Origin of the sequence: Pontivivens marinum, from assembly GCF_900231835.1 — a bacterium.
Lineage (GTDB): Bacteria > Pseudomonadota > Alphaproteobacteria > Rhodobacterales > Rhodobacteraceae > Pontivivens > Pontivivens marinum.
This window is the reverse complement of record NZ_OCTN01000003.1, coordinates 168,389-190,828: the sequence shown is the minus strand read 5'-3', so window position 1 is coordinate 190,828 and position 22,440 is coordinate 168,389. Positions and strand designations below refer to the sequence as shown.

General features: G+C 60.2%; 29 protein-coding genes and 1 other RNA gene. 22 read left to right on the top strand and 8 right to left on the bottom strand.

All coding sequences use genetic code 11. From position 1 onward, the window contains the following. Window positions 1–2: 2 nt before the first annotated feature. The 5 genes from CR254_RS09970 to CR254_RS09950 are packed head-to-tail and all read left to right on the top strand — an operon-like array spanning window position 3 to window position 2,818. Entirely contained in the window at window positions 3–341 is a 339-nt protein-coding gene (locus CR254_RS09970; protein WP_097929712.1) for a DUF952 domain-containing protein, read from the top strand. Then, window positions 338–1,381 (top strand): quinone-dependent dihydroorotate dehydrogenase, encoded by a 1,044-nt coding sequence (locus tag CR254_RS09965; protein ID WP_097929711.1) that lies wholly within the window; start codon window positions 338–340, stop codon window positions 1,379–1,381. The genes CR254_RS09970 and CR254_RS09965 overlap by 4 nt, the downstream gene beginning before the upstream one ends. Before the next feature lie 57 nt (window positions 1,382–1,438). Then, entirely contained in the window at window positions 1,439–2,164 is a 726-nt protein-coding gene (locus CR254_RS09960) for a heme ABC transporter permease (protein WP_097929710.1), read from the top strand. Further along, window positions 2,164–2,310 carry a heme exporter protein CcmD gene (ccmD, locus tag CR254_RS09955; protein WP_097929709.1) on the top strand — a complete coding sequence of 49 codons (147 nt, stop codon included), beginning with the start codon at window positions 2,164–2,166 and terminating at the stop codon, window positions 2,308–2,310. The genes CR254_RS09960 and ccmD overlap by 1 nt, the downstream gene beginning before the upstream one ends. After that, the gene (locus CR254_RS09950) at window positions 2,297–2,818 is read left to right on the top strand and encodes a DsbE family thiol:disulfide interchange protein (RefSeq protein WP_097929708.1); all 522 of its coding nucleotides are present in this window, start codon (window positions 2,297–2,299) and stop codon (window positions 2,816–2,818) included. Before ccmD ends, CR254_RS09950 begins: the two co-directional genes overlap by 14 nt. Here CR254_RS09950 and CR254_RS09945 read toward each other — a convergent pair. Continuing rightward, a complete protein-coding gene (locus tag CR254_RS09945) occupies window positions 2,815–3,261 on the bottom strand; it encodes an MmcB family DNA repair protein (RefSeq protein WP_097929855.1) in 447 nt (148 codons plus the stop codon). The genes CR254_RS09950 and CR254_RS09945 overlap by 4 nt on opposite strands. A 90-nt stretch (window positions 3,262–3,351) precedes the next feature. Here CR254_RS09945 and ssrS point away from each other — a divergent pair. The 6 genes from ssrS to CR254_RS09920 all read left to right on the top strand — a co-directional run bounded on the left by ssrS (window position 3,352) and on the right by CR254_RS09920 (window position 8,546). Continuing rightward, window positions 3,352–3,508, top strand: a non-coding RNA gene (ssrS, locus tag CR254_RS18355) — 6S RNA. Between the two features lie 48 nt (window positions 3,509–3,556). Then, complete coding sequence (locus tag CR254_RS09940; protein ID WP_097929707.1) at window positions 3,557–4,123, top strand: 5-formyltetrahydrofolate cyclo-ligase; 567 nt, start codon at window positions 3,557–3,559, stop codon at window positions 4,121–4,123. Window positions 4,124–4,132: 9 nt separating this feature from the next. After that, window positions 4,133–4,948 carry a TIGR00282 family metallophosphoesterase gene (locus tag CR254_RS09935; protein WP_097929706.1) on the top strand — a complete coding sequence of 272 codons (816 nt, stop codon included), beginning with the start codon at window positions 4,133–4,135 and terminating at the stop codon, window positions 4,946–4,948. Then, window positions 4,945–5,826, top strand: coding sequence for a DMT family transporter (locus tag CR254_RS09930; protein ID WP_097929705.1), 882 nt, complete (start codon window positions 4,945–4,947; stop codon window positions 5,824–5,826). The genes CR254_RS09935 and CR254_RS09930 overlap by 4 nt, the downstream gene beginning before the upstream one ends. A gap of 99 nt (window positions 5,827–5,925) precedes the next feature. Further along, window positions 5,926–7,704: an SLC13 family permease gene (locus tag CR254_RS09925; protein WP_097929704.1), complete on the top strand. Its 1,779-nt coding sequence runs from the start codon at window positions 5,926–5,928 to the stop codon at window positions 7,702–7,704. Window positions 7,705–7,805: 101 nt separating this feature from the next. Continuing rightward, a complete protein-coding gene (locus CR254_RS09920) occupies window positions 7,806–8,546 on the top strand; it encodes a YebC/PmpR family DNA-binding transcriptional regulator (RefSeq protein WP_097929703.1) in 741 nt (246 codons plus the stop codon). A gap of 1 nt (window position 8,547) precedes the next feature. Here CR254_RS09920 and CR254_RS09915 read toward each other — a convergent pair whose 3' ends face one another. Both CR254_RS09915 and CR254_RS09910 read right to left on the bottom strand, forming a co-directional pair. Continuing rightward, window positions 8,548–8,949 (bottom strand): pentapeptide repeat-containing protein, encoded by a 402-nt coding sequence (locus CR254_RS09915; RefSeq protein ID WP_097929702.1) that lies wholly within the window; start codon window positions 8,947–8,949, stop codon window positions 8,548–8,550. Between the two features lie 15 nt (window positions 8,950–8,964). After that, entirely contained in the window at window positions 8,965–10,314 is a 1,350-nt protein-coding gene (locus tag CR254_RS09910; RefSeq protein WP_097929701.1) for an MATE family efflux transporter, read from the bottom strand. A gap of 102 nt (window positions 10,315–10,416) precedes the next feature. On the opposite strand from CR254_RS09910, the gene CR254_RS09905 reads away from it, so the two are divergent. Further along, window positions 10,417–11,775: a KAP family P-loop NTPase fold protein gene (locus tag CR254_RS09905; protein ID WP_097929700.1), complete on the top strand. Its 1,359-nt coding sequence runs from the start codon at window positions 10,417–10,419 to the stop codon at window positions 11,773–11,775. Here CR254_RS09905 and CR254_RS09900 read toward each other — a convergent pair. From CR254_RS09900 to CR254_RS09880, 5 genes are all read right to left on the bottom strand, one after another. Continuing rightward, a complete protein-coding gene (locus CR254_RS09900; RefSeq protein WP_097929699.1) occupies window positions 11,748–12,200 on the bottom strand; it encodes an SRPBCC family protein in 453 nt (150 codons plus the stop codon). The two genes, CR254_RS09905 and CR254_RS09900, sit on opposite strands and share 28 nt — an antisense overlap. Before the next feature lie 53 nt (window positions 12,201–12,253). After that, a complete protein-coding gene (locus CR254_RS09895) occupies window positions 12,254–13,633 on the bottom strand; it encodes a helix-turn-helix domain-containing protein (RefSeq protein WP_097929698.1) in 1,380 nt (459 codons plus the stop codon). A gap of 58 nt (window positions 13,634–13,691) precedes the next feature. Continuing rightward, the gene (locus tag CR254_RS09890; RefSeq protein ID WP_097929697.1) at window positions 13,692–13,967 is read right to left on the bottom strand and encodes a YiaA/YiaB family inner membrane protein; all 276 of its coding nucleotides are present in this window, start codon (window positions 13,965–13,967) and stop codon (window positions 13,692–13,694) included. Between the two features lie 4 nt (window positions 13,968–13,971). Continuing rightward, entirely contained in the window at window positions 13,972–14,688 is a 717-nt protein-coding gene (locus CR254_RS09885; protein WP_097929696.1) for a PspA/IM30 family protein, read from the bottom strand. A gap of 92 nt (window positions 14,689–14,780) precedes the next feature. After that, complete coding sequence (locus CR254_RS09880; protein ID WP_097929695.1) at window positions 14,781–15,383, bottom strand: TetR/AcrR family transcriptional regulator; 603 nt, start codon at window positions 15,381–15,383, stop codon at window positions 14,781–14,783. Between the two features lie 194 nt (window positions 15,384–15,577). Between CR254_RS09880 and CR254_RS09875 the strand changes: the two genes are divergently transcribed. The 10 genes from CR254_RS09875 to CR254_RS09835 all read left to right on the top strand — a co-directional run bounded on the left by CR254_RS09875 (window position 15,578) and on the right by CR254_RS09835 (window position 22,344). Further along, a complete protein-coding gene (locus CR254_RS09875) occupies window positions 15,578–17,110 on the top strand; it encodes an acyl-CoA carboxylase subunit beta (protein ID WP_097929694.1) in 1,533 nt (510 codons plus the stop codon). A 32-nt stretch (window positions 17,111–17,142) separates the two neighbouring features. Then, window positions 17,143–17,391 carry a DUF7218 family protein gene (locus CR254_RS09870; protein ID WP_097929693.1) on the top strand — a complete coding sequence of 83 codons (249 nt, stop codon included), beginning with the start codon at window positions 17,143–17,145 and terminating at the stop codon, window positions 17,389–17,391. 17 nt (window positions 17,392–17,408) lie between these two features. Beyond that, a complete protein-coding gene (locus CR254_RS09865; protein ID WP_097929692.1) occupies window positions 17,409–17,738 on the top strand; it encodes a hypothetical protein in 330 nt (109 codons plus the stop codon). 46 nt (window positions 17,739–17,784) lie between these two features. Further along, window positions 17,785–18,561, top strand: coding sequence for a hypothetical protein (locus tag CR254_RS09860; protein ID WP_097929691.1), 777 nt, complete (start codon window positions 17,785–17,787; stop codon window positions 18,559–18,561). Between the two features lie 100 nt (window positions 18,562–18,661). After that, complete coding sequence (locus tag CR254_RS09855) at window positions 18,662–18,868, top strand: YMGG-like glycine zipper-containing protein (protein ID WP_219618001.1); 207 nt, start codon at window positions 18,662–18,664, stop codon at window positions 18,866–18,868. 66 nt (window positions 18,869–18,934) lie between these two features. Beyond that, window positions 18,935–19,132, top strand: a complete 198-nt coding sequence (locus CR254_RS09850) for a hypothetical protein (RefSeq protein ID WP_097929690.1) — start codon at window positions 18,935–18,937, stop codon at window positions 19,130–19,132. 33 nt (window positions 19,133–19,165) lie between these two features. Further along, on the top strand, window positions 19,166–19,507 hold the full coding sequence (locus CR254_RS09845; RefSeq protein ID WP_097929689.1) for a hypothetical protein: 342 nt from the start codon (window positions 19,166–19,168) through the stop codon (window positions 19,505–19,507). Continuing rightward, the gene (locus tag CR254_RS18055) at window positions 19,507–19,650 is read left to right on the top strand and encodes a hypothetical protein (protein ID WP_180955960.1); all 144 of its coding nucleotides are present in this window, start codon (window positions 19,507–19,509) and stop codon (window positions 19,648–19,650) included. The genes CR254_RS09845 and CR254_RS18055 overlap by 1 nt, the downstream gene beginning before the upstream one ends. 65 nt (window positions 19,651–19,715) lie before the next feature. Then, the gene (locus tag CR254_RS09840) at window positions 19,716–21,710 is read left to right on the top strand and encodes an acetyl-CoA carboxylase biotin carboxylase subunit (RefSeq protein WP_097929688.1); all 1,995 of its coding nucleotides are present in this window, start codon (window positions 19,716–19,718) and stop codon (window positions 21,708–21,710) included. Window positions 21,711–21,714: 4 nt separating this feature from the next. Next, a complete protein-coding gene (locus CR254_RS09835; RefSeq protein WP_097929687.1) occupies window positions 21,715–22,344 on the top strand; it encodes a hypothetical protein in 630 nt (209 codons plus the stop codon). Window positions 22,345–22,440 lie beyond the last annotated feature (96 nt).

The following is a 22,440-nucleotide window of genomic DNA, read 5'->3' as shown; positions in this document are numbered from 1 at the left end:
CTATGCTGATCTACAAGATTTTCCGACAGAACGAATGGGCCGATCTGGTCGCACAGGGCCAAACCGCCGGTGCGCCAATTGATTTGATCGACGGATATATCCACTTTTCCACCGCGGAAACGCTGCGGGAAACGGCGGCGAAACACTTTGCCGGTGCGCAGGGATTGATCCTCGCTATCGTCGAATCGGATAACCTGACCGCTGACCTGAAATGGGAGGTCAGCCGCGGCGGTGCATTATTCCCGCATCTTTACCGTGACCTGAAACTGGACGAGGTCGTCAGCCATAGCGAGCTGGAATTGCGCGATGGCGCCCATGTTTTTGCCGAGGGTATCGCATGATTGACCGCCTCGCCCTTGGCCTGTTGCGCCGGATAGATCCGGAGCAAGCACACCATGTCGCGATCAATGCGTTGCGCTTGGGGTTGGTGCCGAAACCGGGTCCGGTCACGTCGCCGCGCTTGGCCACCAGTATTGCGGGTCTCGATCTGCCAAATCCGCTGGGCATCGCCGCCGGTTTTGACAAGAATGCCGAGGCCGTGGACCCCTTGCTGGTCAGCGGTCTGGGCTTTGTTGAGGTTGGCGCGGCAACGCCCCGCCCGCAGCCCGGCAATCCACGCCCCCGCCTGTTTCGTTTGACCGAGGATAAGGCCGTCATCAACCGGTTCGGGTTCAATAATGACGGGATGGAGGCGATTGCGACCCGTCTAGCGGCCCGCCGCCGCCCCGGAGTGGTTGGCCTGAACCTTGGCGCGAACAAGGACAGCACCGATCGCGCCGATGATTTCGCGCGTGTGCTGGCCCATGCTGGTCCCTTTATTGATTTTGCGACGGTGAATGTGTCCTCGCCCAATACGGAGAAACTGCGCGATTTGCAGGGGGCGGAGGCCCTGTCCAGCCTGCTGGCAGGCGTCATGCAGGCGCGCAAGGGGTTGGAGCGTCCGATCCCCGTGCTGCTGAAAATCGCACCTGATATGGACGAAACCGCGCTGGCGGAGCTGTGCGATGTTGCCTTGCAGTCCAAGGTGGACGCGATTATCGCCACCAACACCACCCTGCGGCGCGAGGGGTTGAGCAGCCCCCATGCGGGCGAAGCCGGTGGTCTGTCTGGCGCGCCTCTGCGTGATCTGGCACAGCAAGTCTTGGCCGATGTGTACCGCCTGACCAATGGCGCGATCCCCTTGGTCGGCGTTGGCGGGATTTCATCCGGTGCCGATGCCTATGCGCGGATTCGGGCCGGTGCATCGGCACTGCAAATTTATAGCGCGCTGGTCTATGGCGGTATGGCGCTGGTCGGTACGATCCTGCGCGATCTGGAGGGGCTGCTGGCCCGCGACGGATTCGCCAATGTGGCCGATGCGGTGGGTGTGGATGCGACGTGACGCACCTGTGACATCCGTGCGCTTGCGCGTGTGCAAGCGCGCCGATACATCGGGGCTATGAGCATTTGGGAATTCGCCAACCCCGCGCGGTTTACGCGCATCGTGTCCCGCTTCCTGCCTTGGATTTCCGGGGCGGCGGCGTTGTGTCTTAGCATTGGTTTGATCTGGGGCTTTTTCTATACGCCCGATGATTTTCGGCAGGGGTCCACGGTCAAGATTATCTACATCCATGTTCCGGCTGCATTTATTGCGATCAATGCGTGGTTCATGATGTTTGTCACCTCGCTGATCTGGCTGATCCGGCGGCACCATGTCAGCGCACTGGCAGCGCGGGCGGCTGCACCAATCGGGGCCGTGATGACCTTGGTCGCGCTGCTGACCGGCGCGATCTGGGGGCAGCCGATGTGGGGGACGTGGTGGGAATGGGACCCGCGGCTGACCTCGTTCCTGATCCTGTTCGTGTTCTATCTGGGCTATATCGCCCTGTGGCAGGCGGTGGATGAGCCGGATACGGCGGCGGATTTAACCTCAATCCTGTGCCTCGTCGGATCGGTTTTCGCGCTGCTATCCCGCTATGCCGTGCTGATCTGGAATCAGGGTCTGCATCAGGGGGCCTCGCTGAGCATGGATGCCGAGGAAAACGTGGCAGATGTGTTTTATCAACCGCTGCTGTTTTCCATTGCCGGATTTGTGCTGCTGTTTGTGGCGCTGGTTCTGCTGCGCACCCGCACAGAAATCCGCGCCCGTCGGTTGCGCGCGCTGATGTTGCGGCAGGTAGCGTGATGCTGGGACAGTACGCTCATTTCGTTTTAGCGGCTTACGGCGTGACGATCCTGTTGGTGGGTGGTCTGGTCGGACTATCGATCTGGCGCTCGGCCAAGGTGCGCGCCGCGTTGCAGAAGGTGGAACGCCAGAATGGCAAAACGTAAACTCTCACCCATCCTGATTGTGCCGGTCATTGCGGCCTCTATCCTCGGCACGTTTTTATGGGCGATGCTGCGGGACAATCCGGACGAGCTGCAATCGCAGTTCATCGCGCAGCCCGCGCCACCGCTGAGCGTGGAGCCGTTTGGCGGCCCGCTGCCCGAACTGGGTGGTGAGGTGATGCTGGTGAATTTCTGGGCCAGCTGGTGCGGCCCGTGCCGTGTAGAACACCCTGTCCTGATGCAGTTGGCGGAGGAGGGGATTCCCATCGTCGGCGTGAACTACAAGGATGATCCGGAGGATGCCCGCGCCTTTCTGGCCGAGCTGGGCGACCCCTATACGGCGGTTGGTGCGGATGAAACTGGCCGCACGGGCATCGATTGGGGCCTGTACGGCGTGCCTGAAACCTTTGTGATTGATAGCGAGGGGCGCGTTGTTTTGCGCTTTCCCGGCCCTGTGACCCCCGGTGCGTTGGAGGCGCGTGTGCGCCCTGCGATCGAGGCTGCCCGTTAATCTCGGGGCGCACCCAAATCCGGTTCCAGCCAGCTAAGCTGCCGCCGCATGGCGGTGCGGGCGATTTTTAGCGTCATCGCCTTGCGCCGCGCGGCGGCCATCTTGTCCAATGGCGCATCGCGCACGATGGCGGCGTCGAATCTGTCGGCCAGAATCAGGCCGGTTTCATCGGGCAGAACCTCCACCGGAAAATCATTCGGCACGGCCCAAAAGAAACGGTCGCACCATTCCAGATAGTTTTGCCATTTCGTGTCGGACCTGAAATCCGCGAGCGAGCTTTTGCACTCGATAATCCAGACCTCGCCCTTATCGGTCAGGGCGACCAGATCGACACGCAGGCCCCGTGCGGGCACATATTCGGTTAGGGCGGTCATGTTCAGCGTGGACAGGTGGCGCCACACGCCGCGTGCAATCTCGAATCCGGGGGCCATTTGTTCTGTCATGGCGCTATTGGAACGTAGCGGGAACGGCGCGTCAATACTCGACTCCATTCCCCTTGCATCCGGCGCATATCATCCTAGTTTATGCGGTGGCGGGTGCTGTTCCTCTCGACAGGGCTCTACATTCACGAGGCCTTACTTTTTCTTGAGGGAACTGGCTCTGCGACCGGTCCTGGCCTATCGCACCTGGTGCCCACCTGGTTTTCCAGGTCCCGAGAATAAGTTGCCCACCGGTTGCTACGGGCCCGCCACCTCATTTCCTCTGGTCTGCACTGTTTCGCACGGATAGCGTTCGGGCATGAATGCTGAGATCAAATCCGAATTGCGCAAACGTGCCTTTGCCGCACGTAAGGTCGCCCACGCGGCGGGGCAGGGCGATGCCACCGCACATCTGCTGGCCGAGGTTTTGCGCCAACCCGCCGGTATTGTCGCCGCCTATATGGCGATCAGGACCGAGATAGACCCCATGCCCGCCATGCACACGCTGTCGCAACAGGGGCACCGGATTTGCGTGCCGGTGATCGTGGCCGAGGGACAGCCGCTGGAATTTCACGAATGGACCCCCGATAGCGTTATGATTGCGGGGCCGTTCGGGGCGAAAATCCCTGAAAATGCCGAGGTATTGCAGCCTGATACCGTGATCGTACCATTGGTGGCATTTGATCTGGCGGGCAATAGGCTGGGCTATGGCGGTGGGTTCTATGACCGGACCTTGCAGCGGCTGCGGGCGGTCAAACCTGTGCGCGCAATCGGCTATGCCTATGCGGCGCAGCAATTGCCGTTAACGCCCGAACCAACGGACGAGGTGCTGGATATGATCGTGACGGAACGTGGCTCTCTTGCACCGCAGCAAATCACGGGATAAGCCCCGAGCATGCGTATACTCTTTCTAGGCGATGTCATGGGCCGTTCAGGCCGTCGCGCGATTACCGAGGGCCTCGCCGACCTTCGCGCGCGCCTGCGTACCGATTTTGTCGTTGTGAACGGCGAAAACTCATCGGGGGGGATGGGCCTGACCGGTGCCCATGCGAATGTGCTGTTCGAGGCGGGCGCCGATTGCGTCACGCTGGGCGATCATGCCTTTGATCAAAAGGACATGCTGACCCATATCGGCAATGATGACCGGATTATCCGCCCGCTGAATTTTGCCAAGGACGCACCTGGCCGTGGCGCACGTGTGTTCGAGGTCAGCCGTGGCCGTACCATCCTTGTGGTGCAGGCGCTGGGTCAGGTCTTCATGAAGCGTCCCTTTGCCGACCCGTTTTCCGCGGTAGAGGCAGAGCTGAAGCGTGTGCCGCTGGGCGCGCGGGTGAACGCCACGCTGGTTGATTTCCACGCCGAGGCGACGAGCGAGAAGATGGCAATGGGTCATTGGTGCGACGGACGCGCCAGCATGGTTGTTGGCACCCATACCCATGTGCCAACCGGCGACGCGCAAATCCTGACTAAGGGCACGGCGTTTATGTCCGATGCAGGCATGTGCGGCGATTATGACAGCGTGATCGGCATGGAAAAGGCGGAGCCGATGCGCCGCTTTATCACCGGTATGCAGAAAACTCGCTTTACCCCCGCTGAGGGGCCCGCAACCCTGTCCGGCTTTTTCGTGGAAACGGATGACCGCACGGGTAAGGCGAAAAGCTGTCACGCGATCCGCGTTGGTGGCCGATTGGCGCAAAGCTGCCCTGAATGAACCGTCGCGCAGCGCTAGGGGCCTTGCTGGCCATTGGCGTTACATGGGGCATGACTGTTCCCGCAGCGAAGGTCGCCGTCTCCACCGGATATCAGCCATTTGGCTTGATTTTCTGGCAATTGTTGATTGCGACGCTGCTGCTCGGTGCGCTGATGCTGCGTCGAGGAATGTGGCCACCGCTGCACGGCTGGCCGATCTTTGTTATGGTTGCGGTGTTGGGAACGATATTCCCAAACAGCTTTTCCTATCGCGCGGCGGCGGAATTGCCTGCGGGCGTCATGTCGATTGTGATCGCGGTTGTTCCGATGTTTGCTCTGCCCGTGGCGCTGGCGCTAGGGTTGGAGCGGTTGCGGTTGATCCGGCTGGTGGGCCTTGCACTGGGCGCAGTTGCTATTGCGATGATCGCGGGGCCTGAAACCAGCCTGCCTGATCCCGGCGCCGCACCGTGGCTGCTGGTCGCGCTGATTGCACCGCTATGCTACGCGTTCGAGGGGAACCTGCTGGCCAAATTCGGCACACGCGGTTTGGACCCGCTATCGGTGTTGTTCGGCGCATCCGTGGTTGGTTTGATCTTTGCCACGCCGCTGATGCTGGCCACAGATCAATGGATCAATCCGGTTACCGTCTGGCATGCGCCGGAATACGCCATTTTGGCCAGCGGGATACTGCATGTTGCGGCCTATTCCGGCTATATCTGGCTGGTAGGTTGGGCCGGACCGGTTTTCGCGGCGCAAGTTGCGTATCTGGTGACGGGCAGCGGCGTTGTCTGGTCGATGCTGCTATTGGGAGAACGGTATTCCCCATGGGTGTGGGCCGCGCTGCTACTTATGCTTGTGGGCGTCGCACTGGTACAACCCCGTGGGGGCGCGCGCGACTAGGCGCGGCCCGAACACATCCCCTATATACGCCGATCACCACTTGCGGTGGTGCGTGGCGCTGCGCCATTGTGCTTCGAATGTGCTGATAGGGCGGAAACCATGATTGAAGTGATGTCATTCGAAATTGCCGGGGCCGTGGCCGGATTGGCAATTGTGCTTGGCATGTTCGCGCTGTTTCTGATGGAACGGTGGCCGGTTGAGGTTGTGGCCATGGTCGCGGCCAGCACGATGGTTGTGACAGGGCTGGTCGGGCAGGAGGCGGTGCTCGACTCGATCTCGAACCCGGCACCATGGACGATTGCGGCGATGTTCATCCTCAGCGGGGCGATGGTGCGCACGGGGGCACTGGCCGCGTTGACGGCACAGATCGCATCGCAGGCGGATAAACGGCCGGTGATGGTTATCGCCGGATTGGGCCTGCTGACCGTGGCTGCGTCGGCCTTTATGAACAATACGCCGGTTGTGGTGATGCTGATCCCCGTTGTGGTCGGGCTGGCACAACAATTGGGCGTCACCCCGTCCAAGCTGCTGATCCCGTTGAGTTATGCGGCCATTCTGGGCGGTATTCTGACGCTGATCGGCACCTCGACCAACCTGCTGGTTGACGGTGTGGCCCGAGAGGCAGGATTGGCCCCCTTTACCCTGTTTGAGATTACACCGCTGGGTCTGGTTCTGGTCGTGGTTGGGGCGGTTTACATGCGGATTTTTGGCCCGATCCTGCTGCCAGAACGGCAATCTATGGCCGGTTTTTTGACGGAACGCAAAACGCAGAAGTTCTTTACCGAGGTGGCTGTTCCCATCGGCTCCCGCCTGGTTGGGCGCAAAGTGATGGAGATCGAGCTGTTCCGCCGCGACGGCATGCGGGTCATCGACGTGCTGCGGGGGGATGCGTCGCTGCGGCGGAACTTCCCCGATGTGGAGCTGCTGGACGGTGATCGCGTGGTTTTGCGCACCGCGGTGAATGAGCTGTTGGGCCTGAAGGAAAGCCCCGATGTGGTAATGGTGGACAGTGCCGATGGCCGTGCCATGGTCACGGTTGAGGCGCTGATTTCACCCGGATGCCGTCTGGTCGGGCGCACGCTGGGCGGGCTACGCCTGCGGCGGCGATACGGTGTTTATCCATTGGCGATCCACCGGCGGAACCAGAATCTGGGCCGCCAAATGGACGACGTGATCGTGCGCGTTGGCGACACCCTGCTGATGGAGGGCGATCCCGAGGATATTCAGCGTCTGGCGCGCGATGTTGATCTGGTGAATTTGGCTGAGCCTGTGGACCGCCCCTATCGGCGCACCCATTCCCCCATCGTGCTGGCCGTTTTGGCAGGCGTGGTGATCCTGTCCGCGTTTGGCATGGCACCGATCCATATCCTCGGGCTGTTGGGGGTCGCGATTGTGCTGGCCACCCGCTCGATTGATAGTGATGAGGCGATGGGCTTTGTCGATGGTCGATTGCTGGCGCTGATCTTCTCCATGCTGATCATCGGAAAGGGTTTGCAGGATGCGGGCTCCGTCGATCTGATCGCCAATGCGGTGGCCCCGTATCTGGGTATGTTGCCGCCGCCGCTGATGGTTTGGGCGATTATCCTGATGACATCCCTGTTGACCGAGCTGGTCAGCAACAACGCCGTAGCTGTGGTCGTAACGCCGGTTGCTATCGGCTTGGCGCAGGTGCTGGGGGTTGATCCACGGCCGCTGGTTGTGGGGGTGATGGTTGCGGCCTCGGCCAGCTTTGCCACGCCAATCGGCTATCAAACCAACACCTTGGTTTATGGTCCGGGCGGCTATCAATTCACCGATTTCCTGCGGATCGGTACGCCGCTGAACCTGCTGATCGGGGCAGTATCCGCGGTAATTATTCCGGTGCTGTGGCCACTGTGACGGGATGCGGCACCTGAAAAACGCGCGCTAGCTTGAACAGAGGCGCGTGCCTGACCTATAAGGCGCGCAGCATTTCATCACTTGTAAGACGGAGGCCCATCATGGCCGGCCATTCCAAATGGGCAAATATCCAGCATCGCAAGGGTCGTCAGGACGCTGTGCGCTCCAAGATGTTCTCCAAATTCTCCAAGGAGATCACAGTCGCGGCCAAAATGGGCGACCCCGATCCTGAGAAGAACCCGCGCCTGCGCCTCGCGGTCAAAGAGGCAAAATCGCAGTCCATGCCCAAGGATAACATCGACCGCGCCATTAAAAAGGCCATCGGTGGCGACGCTGAAAACTACGACGAGATCCGCTACGAGGGTTACGGCCCCAATGGCGTGGCGATCATTGTTGAGGCGATGACCGACAATAAAAACCGCACCGCGTCCAATGTTCGTTCCACCTTCTCCAAGAACGGCGGAAACTTGGGCGAGACCGGCTCGGTCGGGTTCATGTTCGATCGTAAGGGCGAAATCGTCTACACCTCGGCCGTTGGCGATGCCGATACCGTGATGATGGCCGCGATTGAGGCAGGCGCCGAGGACGTGGAAAGCTCGGATGAGGGTCACACCATCTACACCGACGGCACGGACCTGAACGCGGTTTCCACCGCGCTGGAGGCCGAGCTGGGCGAGAGTGAGAGCACCAAGCTGATCTGGAAGCCACAGACAACAACCGAGCTGGGCCTGGAGGACGCGCAAAAACTGATGCGTCTGATCGAGGCGCTGGAGGATGATGACGACGTTCAGACCGTCACCGCCAACTTCGATATCTCTGACGAGATTATGGAACAGCTCTAAGCTATTCTTGGCCCTGCGCCGCCGTGTGCAGGGCCAGCAGCTCACTGACGGGAATGCCGTTAATCGTCATCCCCTCCATATCCGCATCGATGATGCTGGCATGGCGCAGGCTAACGCCGGAAATGCGCAGCCCCTCCAGATTGGCATTGCTGATCTGCGCGCCCGACAGGTTTACATCGTGAAACCGCATCGCGGCCATATTCGCATTCTGAACCACGCAATCGGACATGTTGACGTCGTTCCACGATGCCTCGACCAAATTACAGTCGGTGAAACTGGCGCGGCACATCACGGCGTAAAACCGCGCGCCCTCCAGGTTTACACCGTCAAAATTGGTGTTCTTCATGCTGGCGCGGGGCAGGTGAACCCCGTCCATTTGCTGACCGTCAAAGGGGCTGGGCATTGCGCTCTCCTCGCGTTACGCGATTTGCCGCGTTAGGTGGCGGAACCGCAGGGACATCAGGGTGACGCTGACGACGCTGGCCAGAACGATACCTTGGTAAATGCCGCTGACGCCAGCCTCCATGCGGATGCCGAACCAGTATCCGGCGGGCACCATGACCATCCAATAGCTGACCAAGTGCATCGCTGTGGGCACCCATGTGTCGCCACGACCACGGCAAGCATGGCTCATCACCGACTGGTTGCAGTCAAAGATCAGGGCCAGCGTCATCCACACCATGACCGGCGCCGCAGCTGCCAGCAAAACAGGATCGGTAGTGAATACACGCAGGGCCTGCACCGGAAACAGCACGTAGACGATGGCGAACATGCCTGAGACGACCGTTACCAGCCCCATACCTGTCCATCCGGCCAGTGCCATGCCGCGCATGTCGCCACGCCCCCATGCATTGCCCACGCGCACCTGAGTCGCCGTGGCAACGCCAAGCGCCATCATGAATGTCACAGCAAGGTATTGGAAAACCACCGCCTGTACGGCCAGCGCGATTGTGCCCAGCCACCCGACGAACAGGGTCATCATGACGAAGGCACCCGCCTCGAACGTATAGGACAGGCCCGCGCCATAGCCGATGCGCCGCTGCTCGGACGCGGAGGGGGCCTCAACCGCCACTTCTCCGATTCCATAGCGGGTGCGTTCCTTTAGGCGGTACCGGGTGTAGTACCACAGCATGAATGCCAGCAGGGCGGAGTTGATGACCGTGGCCAGCGCGGCGCCCTCCGCCCCCATCTCGGGGAAGGGACCGATGCCGAAAACCAGCACCACGTTCAGGCCCAGATTGCTGATATTGGCCACTGCAACCGCAAACATGCCCACCATCGGGTGGTGCAGCGATTCCAGGAACGAGGCCGTGGCGAGGTATATCGCGACAAAGGGCAGGGCCAGCGCCACCACCCGCGTCACCGATCCGGCACTTGCCGCACGCTCGGGCGATTGACCGAGTAGGGCAAAGAGCTGCGGCGCGAATTGCAGCAGGGCCGCCATCAGGCACCCGAGCAGCGCGCCATAAATCACGCCCCGCGACCAGATGGTCCCGACAACGCGGTCCAGCCCCGCACCTGTGCTGCGCGCCGTCAAAACACCGATGCCCATGGTCAAGCCGGCCATGGTCGCCAGCAAGCTGTCGTAAATCGATAAGCCCAGCGTGTAATCCGCCAGCTCCTCGGTTCCCGCACGGCCCAGAACCAGCACATCCACAGTGGACAGCCCGACAAGGCCCATACGCGCCATGACCACCGGCCAAGCAAGGGTCAGAGTGCGCCGGATGTGATCGGCAATCGTGTGATTTGGTAATGTCGTATCGGTCATGCGCCCCGCCTACACCGCCCCGCAGAATGGGCCAAGCGTCGCATTGTACCCTGACGCGGTTTGCCGTTGCAAAACAGAGGCGGGGGCGGAACAGTTGCGCCTATGACAAAGGATAAGCCAGACCTGCTGAACCGCACAGAAGACGTCGATATCGTCGAACGTTTTCTGAAATCGCAAGTGAACGGGCAGGACGGCTGCGTTCTGAACGTCGACGCCGGATGGGGTCTGGGCAAGACGTTCTTTATGAACATGCTCAACGATCGGCTGGGCGACCACGCCGTCTATGTGAATGCATGGGAAACGGATCATGCCGACGATGCGCTGCTGCCTGTATTGGCTGCTGTGACCCAAGGGCTTGCCGCGCTGAACCCTGATCGACCATCGGGACGGCTTAAAAAGGTGGGTAAGTCGGTTGCCTTGAGCCTCGCCATGGGCGGCATTCGTGGCGGTGCTGGCATTCTTACAGCGGGGGCCTCAGAGGGTCTTTTGCGAATGGGCAGCGCGGCTGCGGAGCGTTTGATGTCAGATCAAGCGGACGCCCTGTTCTCACGCTTTGAAGACGCCGAGAAAAGCATCAAAGCCTTCAAAGATGAGGTTAAGGAGGCAGTCAAAGACCTAGAGGAAAAACCTTTCACTATCCTAATCGACGAGCTAGACCGCTGTCGCCCGACCTATGCGATTGAGATGTTGGAGCGCATCAAGCACCTTTTCGACATCCCCAACGTCGCCTTTGTCGTGGCAACCGATACCGAGCAACTGCAACATGCGATCAAGGCTGTTTACGGCGAAGGCTTCGATGCAAAGGCATACCTGCGCCGGTTCTTTGGTCGGACCTATCGGTTCGATACACCGAGCATAGCTCAGTTTGTTGCGGAGGGGCTGCGTACGCGGAATATAACGGATGCATCTTTTGCTGAGGAATTGGTAATTCCTCCCTCAGCTTTGATCACACAATACTTTGAATCGACGCAAAGCGAGATGTCTTTGCGTGACATGGGGCAAATACTGGACACCCTCGAAACATGTACCCACTTTTGGCAAAGTGAGAAACTTCTCAATTTAATTGTTCTGCTGCCGCTAATCGCAATCAATCAGGCGGGATTATGGGAAGTGTTCGATCGTCTCGAGCAAAGAGGAGAGATTGGCGGGCGTAGCGATGATATGATTACGTCAGCGGCCGATCTGAGTAGCAGTATCCGTGATATTGTGATTCCAGATGGAAGCAGCAGCGTTGGATGGGGCGTACTATTTAAGGAAATCTGCCAGCAGGCATACGGCCACGGGCCCAGCTCGACTGATATGCGAAATCCCACTGTCTCAAACGCCAGCCAACTGGTTAGTAACGCCACTGAAGAACAGTCCAGTGGCATTACGCATTGCACCTTTCGGGATTACCCAAAGCTGGTGCGTCGTGTTGGTTCTAACGCAGGCCCTCAGGCCTCCCCCGAACCCTCCACCTGAGTCTTGAAGTCCTCGAAAAACTTGTCTGCCATCTTCTTCGCAAAGCCGTCCACGATGCGCGATCCTAGCTGGGCCAATTTGCCGCCGATCTTGGCGTCTACGGTGTAGGACAGTTCGGTGCCGTCCTCGACCTCGGCCAAGGTTACGGCCGCGTCGCCCTTGGCGAAACCGGCGGCGCCACCTTTGCCCTCACCCACGATGCGATAGCTGGTGGGGGCGTTCACGTCCTGCAATGTTACCGCGCCCTTGAACGTCGCCTTTACCGGCCCGACCTTTTGCACGACGGTTGCCTCGAACCCATCCTCGGGTGATCCGCTCAGCTCCTGGCAGCCGGGGATGCAGGCCTTTAGAACTTCCGGATCGTTCAATGCTGCCCAAACGGTTGCGCGATCAGCGGCGATAATGCGTGTGCCGGTAAGTTCCATGACGTTTCTCCCTTGAATGCTTTTCCTATCAATTGAATGTCCGCGCCGTGCAGTCAATCCAATGCGTAGGGCAGCGCGCCCCGTTTATCGGGATCAATTCGCACCGCGCGCTCCAATGGCGGCACTGCGCGTTGGTGGCAAGCGGTGCGTGCACAGATGCGACAGGACACGCCGATCGGCTCGAATTGGGGCGTGCCCTCAACCATGCCATCGGCGTAAACCAGTTCCGGCGCGTGGCTAATTTCACAGCCCAGCCCGATGGCCTGCCGCCGCACGGGGGCGTTGAAATGCCCACCCCGCTTGGACACATCCCGCGACAGGCTGAAATAGCGCATGCCGTCCGGCGTTTCGGCCAGTTGGCGCAGGAACTCGTTCGGTTGCTCAAAGGCGCGATGCACGTTCCACAGGGGACAGGCACCGCCGAACCGCGCGAATTGCAGGCGGGTGGCGGAATGGCGCTTGGTGATTGTGCCCGATGGATCAACGCGCACGAAAAAGAACGGGACCCCCCGCGCGCCGGGGCGTTGCAGGGTTGAGAGGCGATGCGCCACCTGTTCCACCGATGCGCCAAATCGGGTGGCGAGCAGCTCCAGATCATGGCGCAAATCGCGCGCACCCTCGGCAAAGCGGGAATAGGGCATCTGTGCCGCACCCGCGAAATAGTTTGCCAAGCCGACCCGCGCAATGCCTCGCGCCTCGTCCGAGGTAAATCGGGCAAGGTCCAGTGTCGCGTCGATCAGCTCCCCATGTGCGATCAGGCCGATTTGGTGTAGCGCCTGAAAGGTCTGGGTTTGGGCATTGGCCGTGGCGGACAGGGTCAGCGTGGTGCCGTCAAAGTGCCGGATCGGGCCGTTGCTGTGCAGGGCCAGACGCATGCCGCCCCCCTGTAGCCATGCTGACAGATCGGCCATCACGTCTGGTCCCGTCAGGTGACGGGTTGCGAACCCCTCCGCCGCGCGGTCAATCGCGTCGATATAGTTGTCGCAATAGTGAAAGAAATCGCGGACCTCCTCCCACGGTTGGGGGACCAATCCGGTATGGGCCAGCTTTTCGTCCAGAGTCGCCAACCGCTCGGTCGTTTCCTTGTGCTGGCGGTGCAGCGTCAGGAAGGCACGGGCAAGGGCAGGGGCGTTGCTGGCGACAAGGGACAGGTCCGCCTGCGGCACGTCCTCTAGCCCCGGATCGGCCAGCGCCTCACGCATGTCGGTGGCGATGCGGTCTGCCTCGCCTGCCTCCAGCGTGGTGATGTCGTATGCAAATTCACGGGCCAGCGCCAAGAGGACGGAGGACGCAACCGGCCTGTGATTGTTCTCCATCTGGTTGAGATAGCTGAGCGATACACCCAGCCGCGCCGCGAATGCCTTTTGAGTCAGGTCGTGGCCGCGACGCAGTTCGCGCAGCTTTACCCCAGCATATAATTTGGTTCGCGCCATGTATCCGCCCCGCTTTGCAAACCTGATGATGGTCTTTGCAAAGCGGAGCGGCAAGGGGTTAGCTCTTGGCGTCGGTGACGAAGTCGGTCAGCAGCTTATCATCGCGTGCGGCTTCCAGCTGTCTGATCCGGTCCGCCTGAATGCGGTCATCAATGCGGTATTTCACCAGATTAACCAGACTGAGCGTCAGCAGGAACACACCCATGCCCCAGAACCCCTTGGTGGACAGATCAACGGGGGCCATCCAGATGGACAGGGCCAACATGCCGTAAGCCGTGGCGACGCCCAGCATGTTAAACAGTGTGTAGATCGAGTTGCTGTTTTCGTTTTTCATAATCTTATCCTTTGGCCTGTGTTGGGGCAGCTTGTGTTAGAGTCGCGTTCCGGTTGGCCCTTAGCCTTGCCAGCACATCATCGGCGCGAATGCGGGTGGGTGCGCCATATCCGGCCGCGCCCAGGCGCGTGGTGACGTCGGAACCATTCAGCCCCGCATCGATTTCCTGAACGATCTGGTCATGCTCGAACGGATCATCGGCGCCCATGACGCGGGCGATCAACTCCTCCGCCTCGGCCATATGGGGCGTTGCGGCGCTGGCGCCCAGTGATGCCTGTGCGCGGCGTTCACGATCAACGGCCCGTGCGCCGATTGCGCCTTGCCTCAGATCAATGATCCGGCGGTTTGTCCGGTCCAGATTGTGCTGCAATCGCGCGCATTTTGCCTGTAACCGGTCCAGCGTGTCACGGCGTACCTGCCGCTCGTTCTCCAGATCCGCGAGGGAGGTCGCCGCGTCCTGTGCCAGATATTCACGCCCATCGCGCAGTGCCATTTCGGCGCGGGTGGTCAGGTCGGTGATGCGGGCATCCAATGTTTCTAGCGCGCGTGCCTCGACCCGCTCACGCTGTATCAGGGTGGCCAGTGTGCCCTTGGCCGCGCGAAATGCGGTTTGTGCATCGCGGATTTTCTGCTCGATCAGCTCAACGGCATAACGGTCGGTGGCGGCATCATGCATGCGGGCCTGATTGCCGCGCCACAGGGTCTCTATCAGTTTTAACATCATATCTCCCTTCACGAAGTGCTTGTGAACATCGTTCATGAAGTTGATATGGGGATTTCGTGAACGTCGTTCAACTCATTTGTGAACGTTGTTCAGGCTGACGTGACGTCAGATGCTGCGTGGATGATAAAGCTGATCATCTCCTCCAACCCCTCACGGGGGACGGCGGAGATGCGGTTTTCGACACCCAGCAGGACAATCCCGTGGATCGAGGAAAACAGCCCCCGCGTCATCATGTCGATCCGCTGCTCGCTGGCATCGGGGGACAGATCGCGCAGCGGGGTGGAGATAAGCTCGAACAATTGCCCGACCGCCGCGACGTACCAAGAGGGCACACCGGAATCGACGCTCATCTCGATATCGAACAGGGCTTTCCACCGGCGGGGATTGGCAATCGCGAAGGACAGATAGGTTCGCGCCATGGCAATCAGCCGCTCGGGCGGGGTCCCATCCTGAACGGCGGCAACGGCGGCGGAAATCTCGACGCCCATGGCGGAAAATGTCCGGCCATTCACGGCTAATATCAGCGTGTGCAGGTCGGGAAATACGGTGTAGATCGCGCCGACCGAGCATCCCACCTGCGTGGCCAGCGTGCGCGCCTTGATCGCGCTGAGTCCGGCATCGGTGATTTGCACCTGTGCGGCGTCGATCAGCCGTTCGCGCAGGGCGGCGTGGCGTTCTTGGGTCGAGGTCATTGTGCGTGTATGGGGATCATGCCGGTTCTCCTTGTGCGTGTGATAGCGAGGATGGGCGCGGTTGCCAATCAGCTTTGCAACTTCGCAATTCGCAGATTTGATTGGTGCGCATATTTGCAAAGCCACCTGTTTTTTGTTCCCCCCGCGATGCAGTGCCGTTACCGTATCTATGAACCACACATTCGGAGGACGCCGTGAGGGACATTCTCGATCAGCTCGAACAACGCCGCGCTCAGGCCCGCCTTGGCGGTGGACAGGCCCGCATTGACCGTCAGCATAAAAACGGAAAGCTCACCGCGCGTGAGCGTCTGGACGTGCTGCTCGATCCGGATAGCTTCGAGGAATACGACATGTTCGTCGCGCACCGTGCGGTCGATTTCGGGATGGAGAAACAGAAATATCCCGGGGATGGCGTCATTACCGGCTGGGGCACGATCAATGGGCGTCAGGTCTATGTGTTCTCGCAGGATTTCACGGTTTTGGGTGGGTCGCTCTCCGAAACCCATGCACAGAAAATCTGTAAGATCATGGACATGGCGATGCAAAACGGCGCCCCAGTGATCGGCCTGAACGATTCCGGCGGCGCGCGTATTCAGGAGGGAGTCGCCTCCCTCGCCGGCTATGCCGAGGTGTTCCAGCGCAATATTGAGGCATCGGGCGTGATCCCGCAAATCTCCGTCATTATGGGGCCATGTGCAGGTGGCGCGGTCTATTCGCCGGCCATGACGGACTTCATCTTTATGGTCCGCGATTCGTCCTACATGTTCGTCACCGGCCCTGACGTTGTGAAAACCGTGACGAATGAAACGGTCACGGCAGAGGAGCTGGGCGGTGCATCCACGCATACGGCCAAATCGTCCGTCGCGGATGCAGCTTACGAAAACGATGTTGAGACCTTGGCCGAGGTCCGCCGCCTGGTCGATCTGCTGCCGCTGTCCAACCGTGAAAAGCCACCTGTGCGCCCGTCCTTTGACGACGCGAACCGCATTGATGACAGCCTTGATACGCTGATCCCCGACAATGCGAACACGCCCTACGACATGAAGGAACTGATCACCAAGCTGGCGGATGAGGGCGATTTCTTCGAGATTCAGGAGGCCTATGCCAAGAATATCCTGACCGGCTTTATCCGGCTTGAGGGACGGACCGTTGGCGTTGTCGCAAACCAGCCGCTGGTGCTGGCCGGTTGTCTGGACATCGCCGCCAGTCGCAAGGCCGCACGCTTCGTCCGCTTCTGCGATTGCTTCGGAATCCCGCTGCTGACGCTGGTGGATGTTCCGGGATTCCTGCCCGGCACGTCGCAGGAATGGAACGGCGTGATCAAGCACGGCGCGAAACTGCTGTTCGCTTACGGCGAGGCAACAGTGCCCAAGGTGACAGTCATCACGCGCAAGGCTTACGGCGGCGCCTACGATGTTATGGCCTCCAAGCATATCAAGGCGGATGTGAATTACGCATGGCCAACGGCAGAAATCGCCGTGATGGGGGCCAAGGGCGCGGTGGAGATTATCTATCGCAACGAACTGGGCGATCCCGATAAGATCGCGGAGCGCACGGCGGATTACGAGGAAGCCTTCGCGAACCCGTTCAAGGCGGCCGAGAAGGGCTTCATCGACGAGGTCATCCTACCCCACTCCACCCGCCGCCGCGTCAGCCGCGCCTTCGCCTCGCTGCGCAATAAAAAGCAGGCGCTGCCGTGGAAAAAGCACGACAACATTCCACTCTGATAGAAACCGACGTTTCAGAAGGAGAGCAGGATATGACCAAGGATCACGGGAACTCCATCAAGGACGATGAGAAATACGAGGCGCTGCGCGATGAGGGCTATTCCAAGTCCAAATCCGCGGCCATCGCCAATGCGGGTGATAGTGCTTCGGCAAAGGGCGGCTCTAATCCTGCCTATGAGGAGTGGACCAAACAGGAGCTGTACAGCCGAGCGCAGGAGCTCGATATCGAGGGCCGCTCGGACATGAGCAAGGATGAGTTGATTGAGGCCCTGCGCAAGTGAGCCGATCCAGCTGGCATATGAACCGAACCGACACCGTTCTAACGCTGTCGCGGCAGTTGCCTGCGCGATTTGATGTGGACGCAACGGCCAGCTTTCCGGCGTTGCGCCGTGGCCGACTCGCGCATCTGATCCGGCAGGATTTGTGGCGGGCGTTGCAATCGCTGCGGGGGTACTCGCCGGTGGTTGAGGTCACGAATACGCCGGACGGTGTGGTGGTGCGGGCCGGCGGTCGTGTTGCCGGACCCGTAACGCAGGCCACGCAGGCGCGGATTGCTGCTGTGCTGGCCGATCCTGATAACCGTGCGCGCTGGATTGCCAATGCGCGCCTGCCTGTGACGGCCCGCTAAGGGCATTCGTGCCATTTGGCGTCTTGAATAAGTAAGGGGATGTAAGATGAAAACACTGGTCGCTTTTCTAATGCTGATGGCCCCTGTCGCCGTATCTGCACAAACTATTCCGCTCAGCGGTGGGCGCATGACGCAGGTTGTCGGCTTCACGATTGAGCGGGATGGCATGACCGGTATCAACACGCTGCAATTGGCCCTTACCCCTGATTTCAATCCGGAGCCACACGGCCCCGTCCCGCCAACTGATGTCGCGCGGGATCACCGGTCGATTTGTCAGCGGGTCGCCCCGATGAATGCGGGCCTGATGGCGGAACATAACGCCACGCGCTTTGCCGTACGGTGGGATTGGACGCCTGAGCAACAGGATCAGGACTTCACCGTGTCCCGATTCCACACCAATGCATTTACCGTGACCGCGCAGGGCGATTGTGAGCTGGCCGTCGGGGTTGGTGTGCAACATCCAACGCTGCTTTCCGGCACTGCCCCGCGCCTGATCGGGTCCGAGACGATAACGGATCGCCGCCTGTCCGGTTTGGGGCTGGAGATGCTCTACGACCTTGGCCAACCCATGACCGAGGAGGACCGTCCCGCCCGTTCCCGTGCAGCGATCGAACTGTGCTTGACGGTGGTTGAGGACGAGATGCGCCGCCGTGAGGATAATTATCACGAGCTGGATTACGACTTCCTCGCCGTCGGATTTGTCGAGGAGCTAGCCCCCGGTGACATTCTACGCGACAGCTATGTTTTTGCGCTGGATGACGGGCATTGCGTGACCGATCTGCCTAAATCCGTCATCGCCGATATTCGGGCCGCGGCGCAATGAGGGCGCTAACCCGATATGATTTGCGCGGAATTCCGCCGTGGAACGCATCTGCGCGGCAGGCGTTTTCCTCTGACAAAGATATTTTTCAGAGGATCAAATCATGTTTTCAATTCGTATTGCTGCCTTTTCAGCCCTTCTCATCGGTGCGGCTGCGTGCTCGCCGGAACAAACCAATGGTGCGCTTAATGGCGCGGCTGTTGGCGCTGGTGTTGGTGCTGCTACGGCGGCCGCAACAGGCCGTGACGTGTCCGACGGTGCCGTCGGCGGTGCGGCAGTCGGTGCTGCGGCGGGTGCTGCGACCAACTAATGCATGTTGGGGCGATGCGGCGGTACGGCCTGCATCGCCCCCTGTTACAGCTGTTTTGGGGGTAAAATGCCGAAATCTAACAAGCTTCGCACAGGAACGGTTGGTTTCCTGCTTCTCTTTGCGCTCAGCGGATGCGAAATCGCAGCAGGGGCGGCCATCGGGGCTGCTACCGGTGCAATCGCAGCCGAGGCTACGGGCAATGATGTCGAGGACGGCGCAGCCGTTGGCGGCTTGCTCGGCGCTGGGGTTGGCGCACTCAACTGATTGGCGGGTATCTCCCCGTCAAAGGGGGATATAATGCAGAAACATCGTGGATTTCCGGGGCGTCTGCGCGGAACCGATTTTCAATTCGTGATCCGTCGCGCCGCGACCAAGGGCATCACCGAAATCAAGGCGCGTGAGCGTTACCGCGACCGCCGCAAGCCCGACCGTGAGGCCGATTCCGGCTTTCTGGGCGCACTTATCGAATTTTTTGGCGACGAACCGTTTGAGCGGGGCAATCTGGATGCGGGGCGCATCTCGTGGCTGTTCGGCCGCGAGGTCGTTCCGGCCGAGGACCCGTTTGATGCGGAATCCTACGAGGCACTGCTGCGCGTCGATATGGATGTCGCACAGCGCAATTTTCCGGAGCTGTTCTGATGCGGGTCGCGGCACTGGTCCTGTGCCTGTCGCTGAGCGGTTGCATCGGTGACGTGGCCGGTGCCGCGATCAAAATAACGGGAAAAACCATCGGCGTTGCCGCAGATATTGCGGGCACTGCCGTCAGTGTGGTGGTCCCGTGAGCGTTCTAAATTCTCTTCGGCCTCGTTCGGGCCGCAATTCCAACACCGCCTGAACGGAGGCAGAAATGTTCAAGAAAATCCTCATCGCCAATCGGGGTGAAATCGCCTGTCGCGTCATTAAAACAGCGCGCAAGATGGGGATCGCCACCGTCGCCGTTTATTCAGATGCGGATCGCGACGCGCTGCATGTACAAATGGCGGATGAGGCGGTGCATATCGGCCCGCCGCCCGCCAACCAGTCCTATATTGTGATCGACAAGATTATGGACGCCATCAAACAAACCGGCGCCGAGGCAGTGCATCCCGGCTATGGCTTCCTGTCCGAGCGTGCCGAATTTGCCGAGGCGCTGTCCGCCGCCGGTGTTGCCTTTATCGGCCCACCTGTCGGCGCGATTGAGGCGATGGGCGACAAGATCACGTCCAAGAAGCTGGCGGCCGAGGCAGGCGTGTCCACGGTTCCCGGCTATATGGGCCTGATTGATGATGCAGACCACGCGGCGGAAATCGCGGCGCAGGTCGGCTATCCGGTAATGATCAAGGCATCTGCCGGCGGCGGCGGTAAGGGGATGCGCATCGCATGGAACGATGACGAGGCGCGCGAGGGTTTCGCCCTATCGAAATCCGAGGCGGCGAATTCCTTCGGCGATGACCGGATTTTCATCGAGAAATTCGTGACCCAGCCCCGCCACATCGAAATTCAGGTGCTTGGCGATAAGCACGGCAATTGCATCTATCTGGGCGAGCGTGAATGCTCGATCCAGCGCCGGAACCAAAAGGTGATTGAGGAGGCTCCGTCTCCCTTCCTTGATGAGGCAACGCGAAAGGCGATGGGCGAACAATCCGTCGCGCTGGCGCAGGCGGTTGATTATTGCTCCGCCGGTACGGTTGAGTTCATCGTGGACGGGGATCGCAATTTCTACTTCCTCGAAATGAACACCCGCCTTCAGGTGGAACATCCCGTGACCGAGCTGATCACCGGCGTCGATCTGGTGGAGCAGATGATCCGCGTGGCTTACGGCGAACACCTCGCCATCAAGCAGGATGATGTGAAACTGGACGGCTGGGCGATGGAAAGCCGCCTATATGCCGAGGACCCGTTCCGCAACTTCCTGCCCTCTATCGGTCGCCTGACCCGCTACCGCCCGCCCGTGGAAATCGAGCGTCGCGTGCGCAACGATACTGGCGTTTACGAGGGCGGCGAGATCAGCCGCTTCTACGATCCGATGATTGCCAAGCTGTGCTCGTGGGGCCCAACCCGCGCAGATGCGATCGAGGAAATGCGCGGCGCGCTGGATCGGTTCGAGGTAGACGGAATCGGCCACAACCTGCCGTTCCTATCCGCTGTGATGGACCACCCGCGTTTTGTTTCAGGCAACATCACCACCGCGTTCATCGAGGAAGAATATCCCGATGGGTTCGAGGGCGCAGCCCTGTCCGATGCCGATGCAACCCGCCTGTTCGCTGTTGCCGCCGCGTGCCAGTTGGTGCGCCAGCGTCGCGGGGCGCAAGTTTCCGGCGCGATGGAGGGGCGTGAGTTCAAGCCAGGTGCAGATTGGGTCGTACAGATGAATGGTGACAGCCATGCAGTGCGCGTGACCGATGCGGGCGACTGGCTGTTCGACGTGGCCTTTGGCGACACGGTGCTGAAAATCGACCTGACCAAATGGCGACCCGGCAATGTGATGATCGACGCTGTGGTGGATGGCGTGGCTATGCCGCTAAAGGCATCGCGCATCACGGATGGTTATAAAATGGCATGGCGCGGTGCGGCGCGTAAGGTCTTTGTCCGCTCACCCCGTGTGGCCGAACTGGCGGCCCTGATGCCTGAGAAACTGCCGCCGGATACCTCGAAACTGCTGCTGTGCCCGATGCCCGGCTTGGTCATGTCCATCGCGGTTGAGGAGGGCGACGAGGTGCAGGAGGGACAGGCCCTATGCACAGTTGAGGCGATGAAGATGGAGAACGTCCTGCGCGCCGAACGCAAGGGCATCGTCTCCTCGATCAAGGCGGCGGCGGGTGACAGCCTTGCCGTGGATGCAGTCATCATGGAATTCGAGTGACACCATGGAATCGTGGATCGGCCCTGCGATCATAGCTGCCGTTGTGACGGCGTTTTTCGCCCTGCTGCGTGACGCAGCGGGCGATCGGCGCCGCCGCAATGAGCGGATTCGTGATGTGGAGGCCGCTCTAGCAGCGGAAATCAGGGCCTATGTTGCGGTTCTGGAACGGGATAATCTGGAGGAATATGGCCACCGGATCGGCGGGCGTATCATGCAGGGGCCGGACGGTCATACCGGTTATTTTCCGTTCATTCCGCTGGAAAACAATGACAGCATTTTCACAGCGCTGATTTCGGATGTTGCCATGTTGCCGCCGACGGTGATCGACTGGACAGCGATTTATTTTCAGCAAGTCCGCGCCATCGCTATTCTGGCTGAGGATTTGCGCGCAGATGCGGTGGCGCAACTATCCGCGCTTCGTAAGGCGCAGCTATACGAAACCTATATCTCGATGAAGGTGGAATCACTGGCGCAGGGGCAGGATGCCGTTGCGTTGCTGGATATTCATATCCGGCATGGCGATAGGGGCGTTGCGGAATTTTTGCGCAATCGTCGGGATGAAATGACCCAGCAGCGCAGTGATGAACTGCGCGATTGGGTTAATAGCCGGGCTTCGGTCCGGTCCGACCGGTAATCGGGCGTGGCTTATATGTTGGTTCAGACATATCGACGCTCTCCTGACTGGTGTGACGGTATCGCTCCCTCTTTATATGGCAGTGTGCATGGCCTC

Coding starts and splice junctions, on each gene's coding strand:
- CR254_RS09970 (WP_097929712.1), top strand. CDS start 3: ATGCTGATCTACAAGATTTTCCGACAGAACGAATGGGCCGATCTGGTC.
- CR254_RS09965 (WP_097929711.1), top strand. CDS start 338: ATGATTGACCGCCTCGCCCTTGGCCTGTTGCGCCGGATAGATCCGGAG.
- CR254_RS09960 (WP_097929710.1), top strand. CDS start 1,439: ATGAGCATTTGGGAATTCGCCAACCCCGCGCGGTTTACGCGCATCGTG.
- ccmD (WP_097929709.1), top strand. CDS start 2,164: ATGCTGGGACAGTACGCTCATTTCGTTTTAGCGGCTTACGGCGTGACG.
- CR254_RS09950 (WP_097929708.1), top strand. CDS start 2,297: ATGGCAAAACGTAAACTCTCACCCATCCTGATTGTGCCGGTCATTGCG.
- CR254_RS09945 (WP_097929855.1), bottom strand. CDS start 3,261: ATGACAGAACAAATGGCCCCCGGATTCGAGATTGCACGCGGCGTGTGG.
- CR254_RS09940 (WP_097929707.1), top strand. CDS start 3,557: ATGAATGCTGAGATCAAATCCGAATTGCGCAAACGTGCCTTTGCCGCA.
- CR254_RS09935 (WP_097929706.1), top strand. CDS start 4,133: ATGCGTATACTCTTTCTAGGCGATGTCATGGGCCGTTCAGGCCGTCGC.
- CR254_RS09930 (WP_097929705.1), top strand. CDS start 4,945: ATGAACCGTCGCGCAGCGCTAGGGGCCTTGCTGGCCATTGGCGTTACA.
- CR254_RS09925 (WP_097929704.1), top strand. CDS start 5,926: ATGATTGAAGTGATGTCATTCGAAATTGCCGGGGCCGTGGCCGGATTG.
- CR254_RS09920 (WP_097929703.1), top strand. CDS start 7,806: ATGGCCGGCCATTCCAAATGGGCAAATATCCAGCATCGCAAGGGTCGT.
- CR254_RS09915 (WP_097929702.1), bottom strand. CDS start 8,949: ATGCCCAGCCCCTTTGACGGTCAGCAAATGGACGGGGTTCACCTGCCC.
- CR254_RS09910 (WP_097929701.1), bottom strand. CDS start 10,314: ATGACCGATACGACATTACCAAATCACACGATTGCCGATCACATCCGG.
- CR254_RS09905 (WP_097929700.1), top strand. CDS start 10,417: ATGACAAAGGATAAGCCAGACCTGCTGAACCGCACAGAAGACGTCGAT.
- CR254_RS09900 (WP_097929699.1), bottom strand. CDS start 12,200: ATGGAACTTACCGGCACACGCATTATCGCCGCTGATCGCGCAACCGTT.
- CR254_RS09895 (WP_097929698.1), bottom strand. CDS start 13,633: ATGGCGCGAACCAAATTATATGCTGGGGTAAAGCTGCGCGAACTGCGT.
- CR254_RS09890 (WP_097929697.1), bottom strand. CDS start 13,967: ATGAAAAACGAAAACAGCAACTCGATCTACACACTGTTTAACATGCTG.
- CR254_RS09885 (WP_097929696.1), bottom strand. CDS start 14,688: ATGTTAAAACTGATAGAGACCCTGTGGCGCGGCAATCAGGCCCGCATG.
- CR254_RS09880 (WP_097929695.1), bottom strand. CDS start 15,383: ATGACCTCGACCCAAGAACGCCACGCCGCCCTGCGCGAACGGCTGATC.
- CR254_RS09870 (WP_097929693.1), top strand. CDS start 17,143: ATGACCAAGGATCACGGGAACTCCATCAAGGACGATGAGAAATACGAG.
- CR254_RS09865 (WP_097929692.1), top strand. CDS start 17,409: ATGAACCGAACCGACACCGTTCTAACGCTGTCGCGGCAGTTGCCTGCG.
- CR254_RS09860 (WP_097929691.1), top strand. CDS start 17,785: ATGAAAACACTGGTCGCTTTTCTAATGCTGATGGCCCCTGTCGCCGTA.
- CR254_RS09855 (WP_219618001.1), top strand. CDS start 18,662: ATGTTTTCAATTCGTATTGCTGCCTTTTCAGCCCTTCTCATCGGTGCG.
- CR254_RS09850 (WP_097929690.1), top strand. CDS start 18,935: ATGCCGAAATCTAACAAGCTTCGCACAGGAACGGTTGGTTTCCTGCTT.
- CR254_RS09845 (WP_097929689.1), top strand. CDS start 19,166: ATGCAGAAACATCGTGGATTTCCGGGGCGTCTGCGCGGAACCGATTTT.
- CR254_RS18055 (WP_180955960.1), top strand. CDS start 19,507: ATGCGGGTCGCGGCACTGGTCCTGTGCCTGTCGCTGAGCGGTTGCATC.
- CR254_RS09840 (WP_097929688.1), top strand. CDS start 19,716: ATGTTCAAGAAAATCCTCATCGCCAATCGGGGTGAAATCGCCTGTCGC.
- CR254_RS09835 (WP_097929687.1), top strand. CDS start 21,715: ATGGAATCGTGGATCGGCCCTGCGATCATAGCTGCCGTTGTGACGGCG.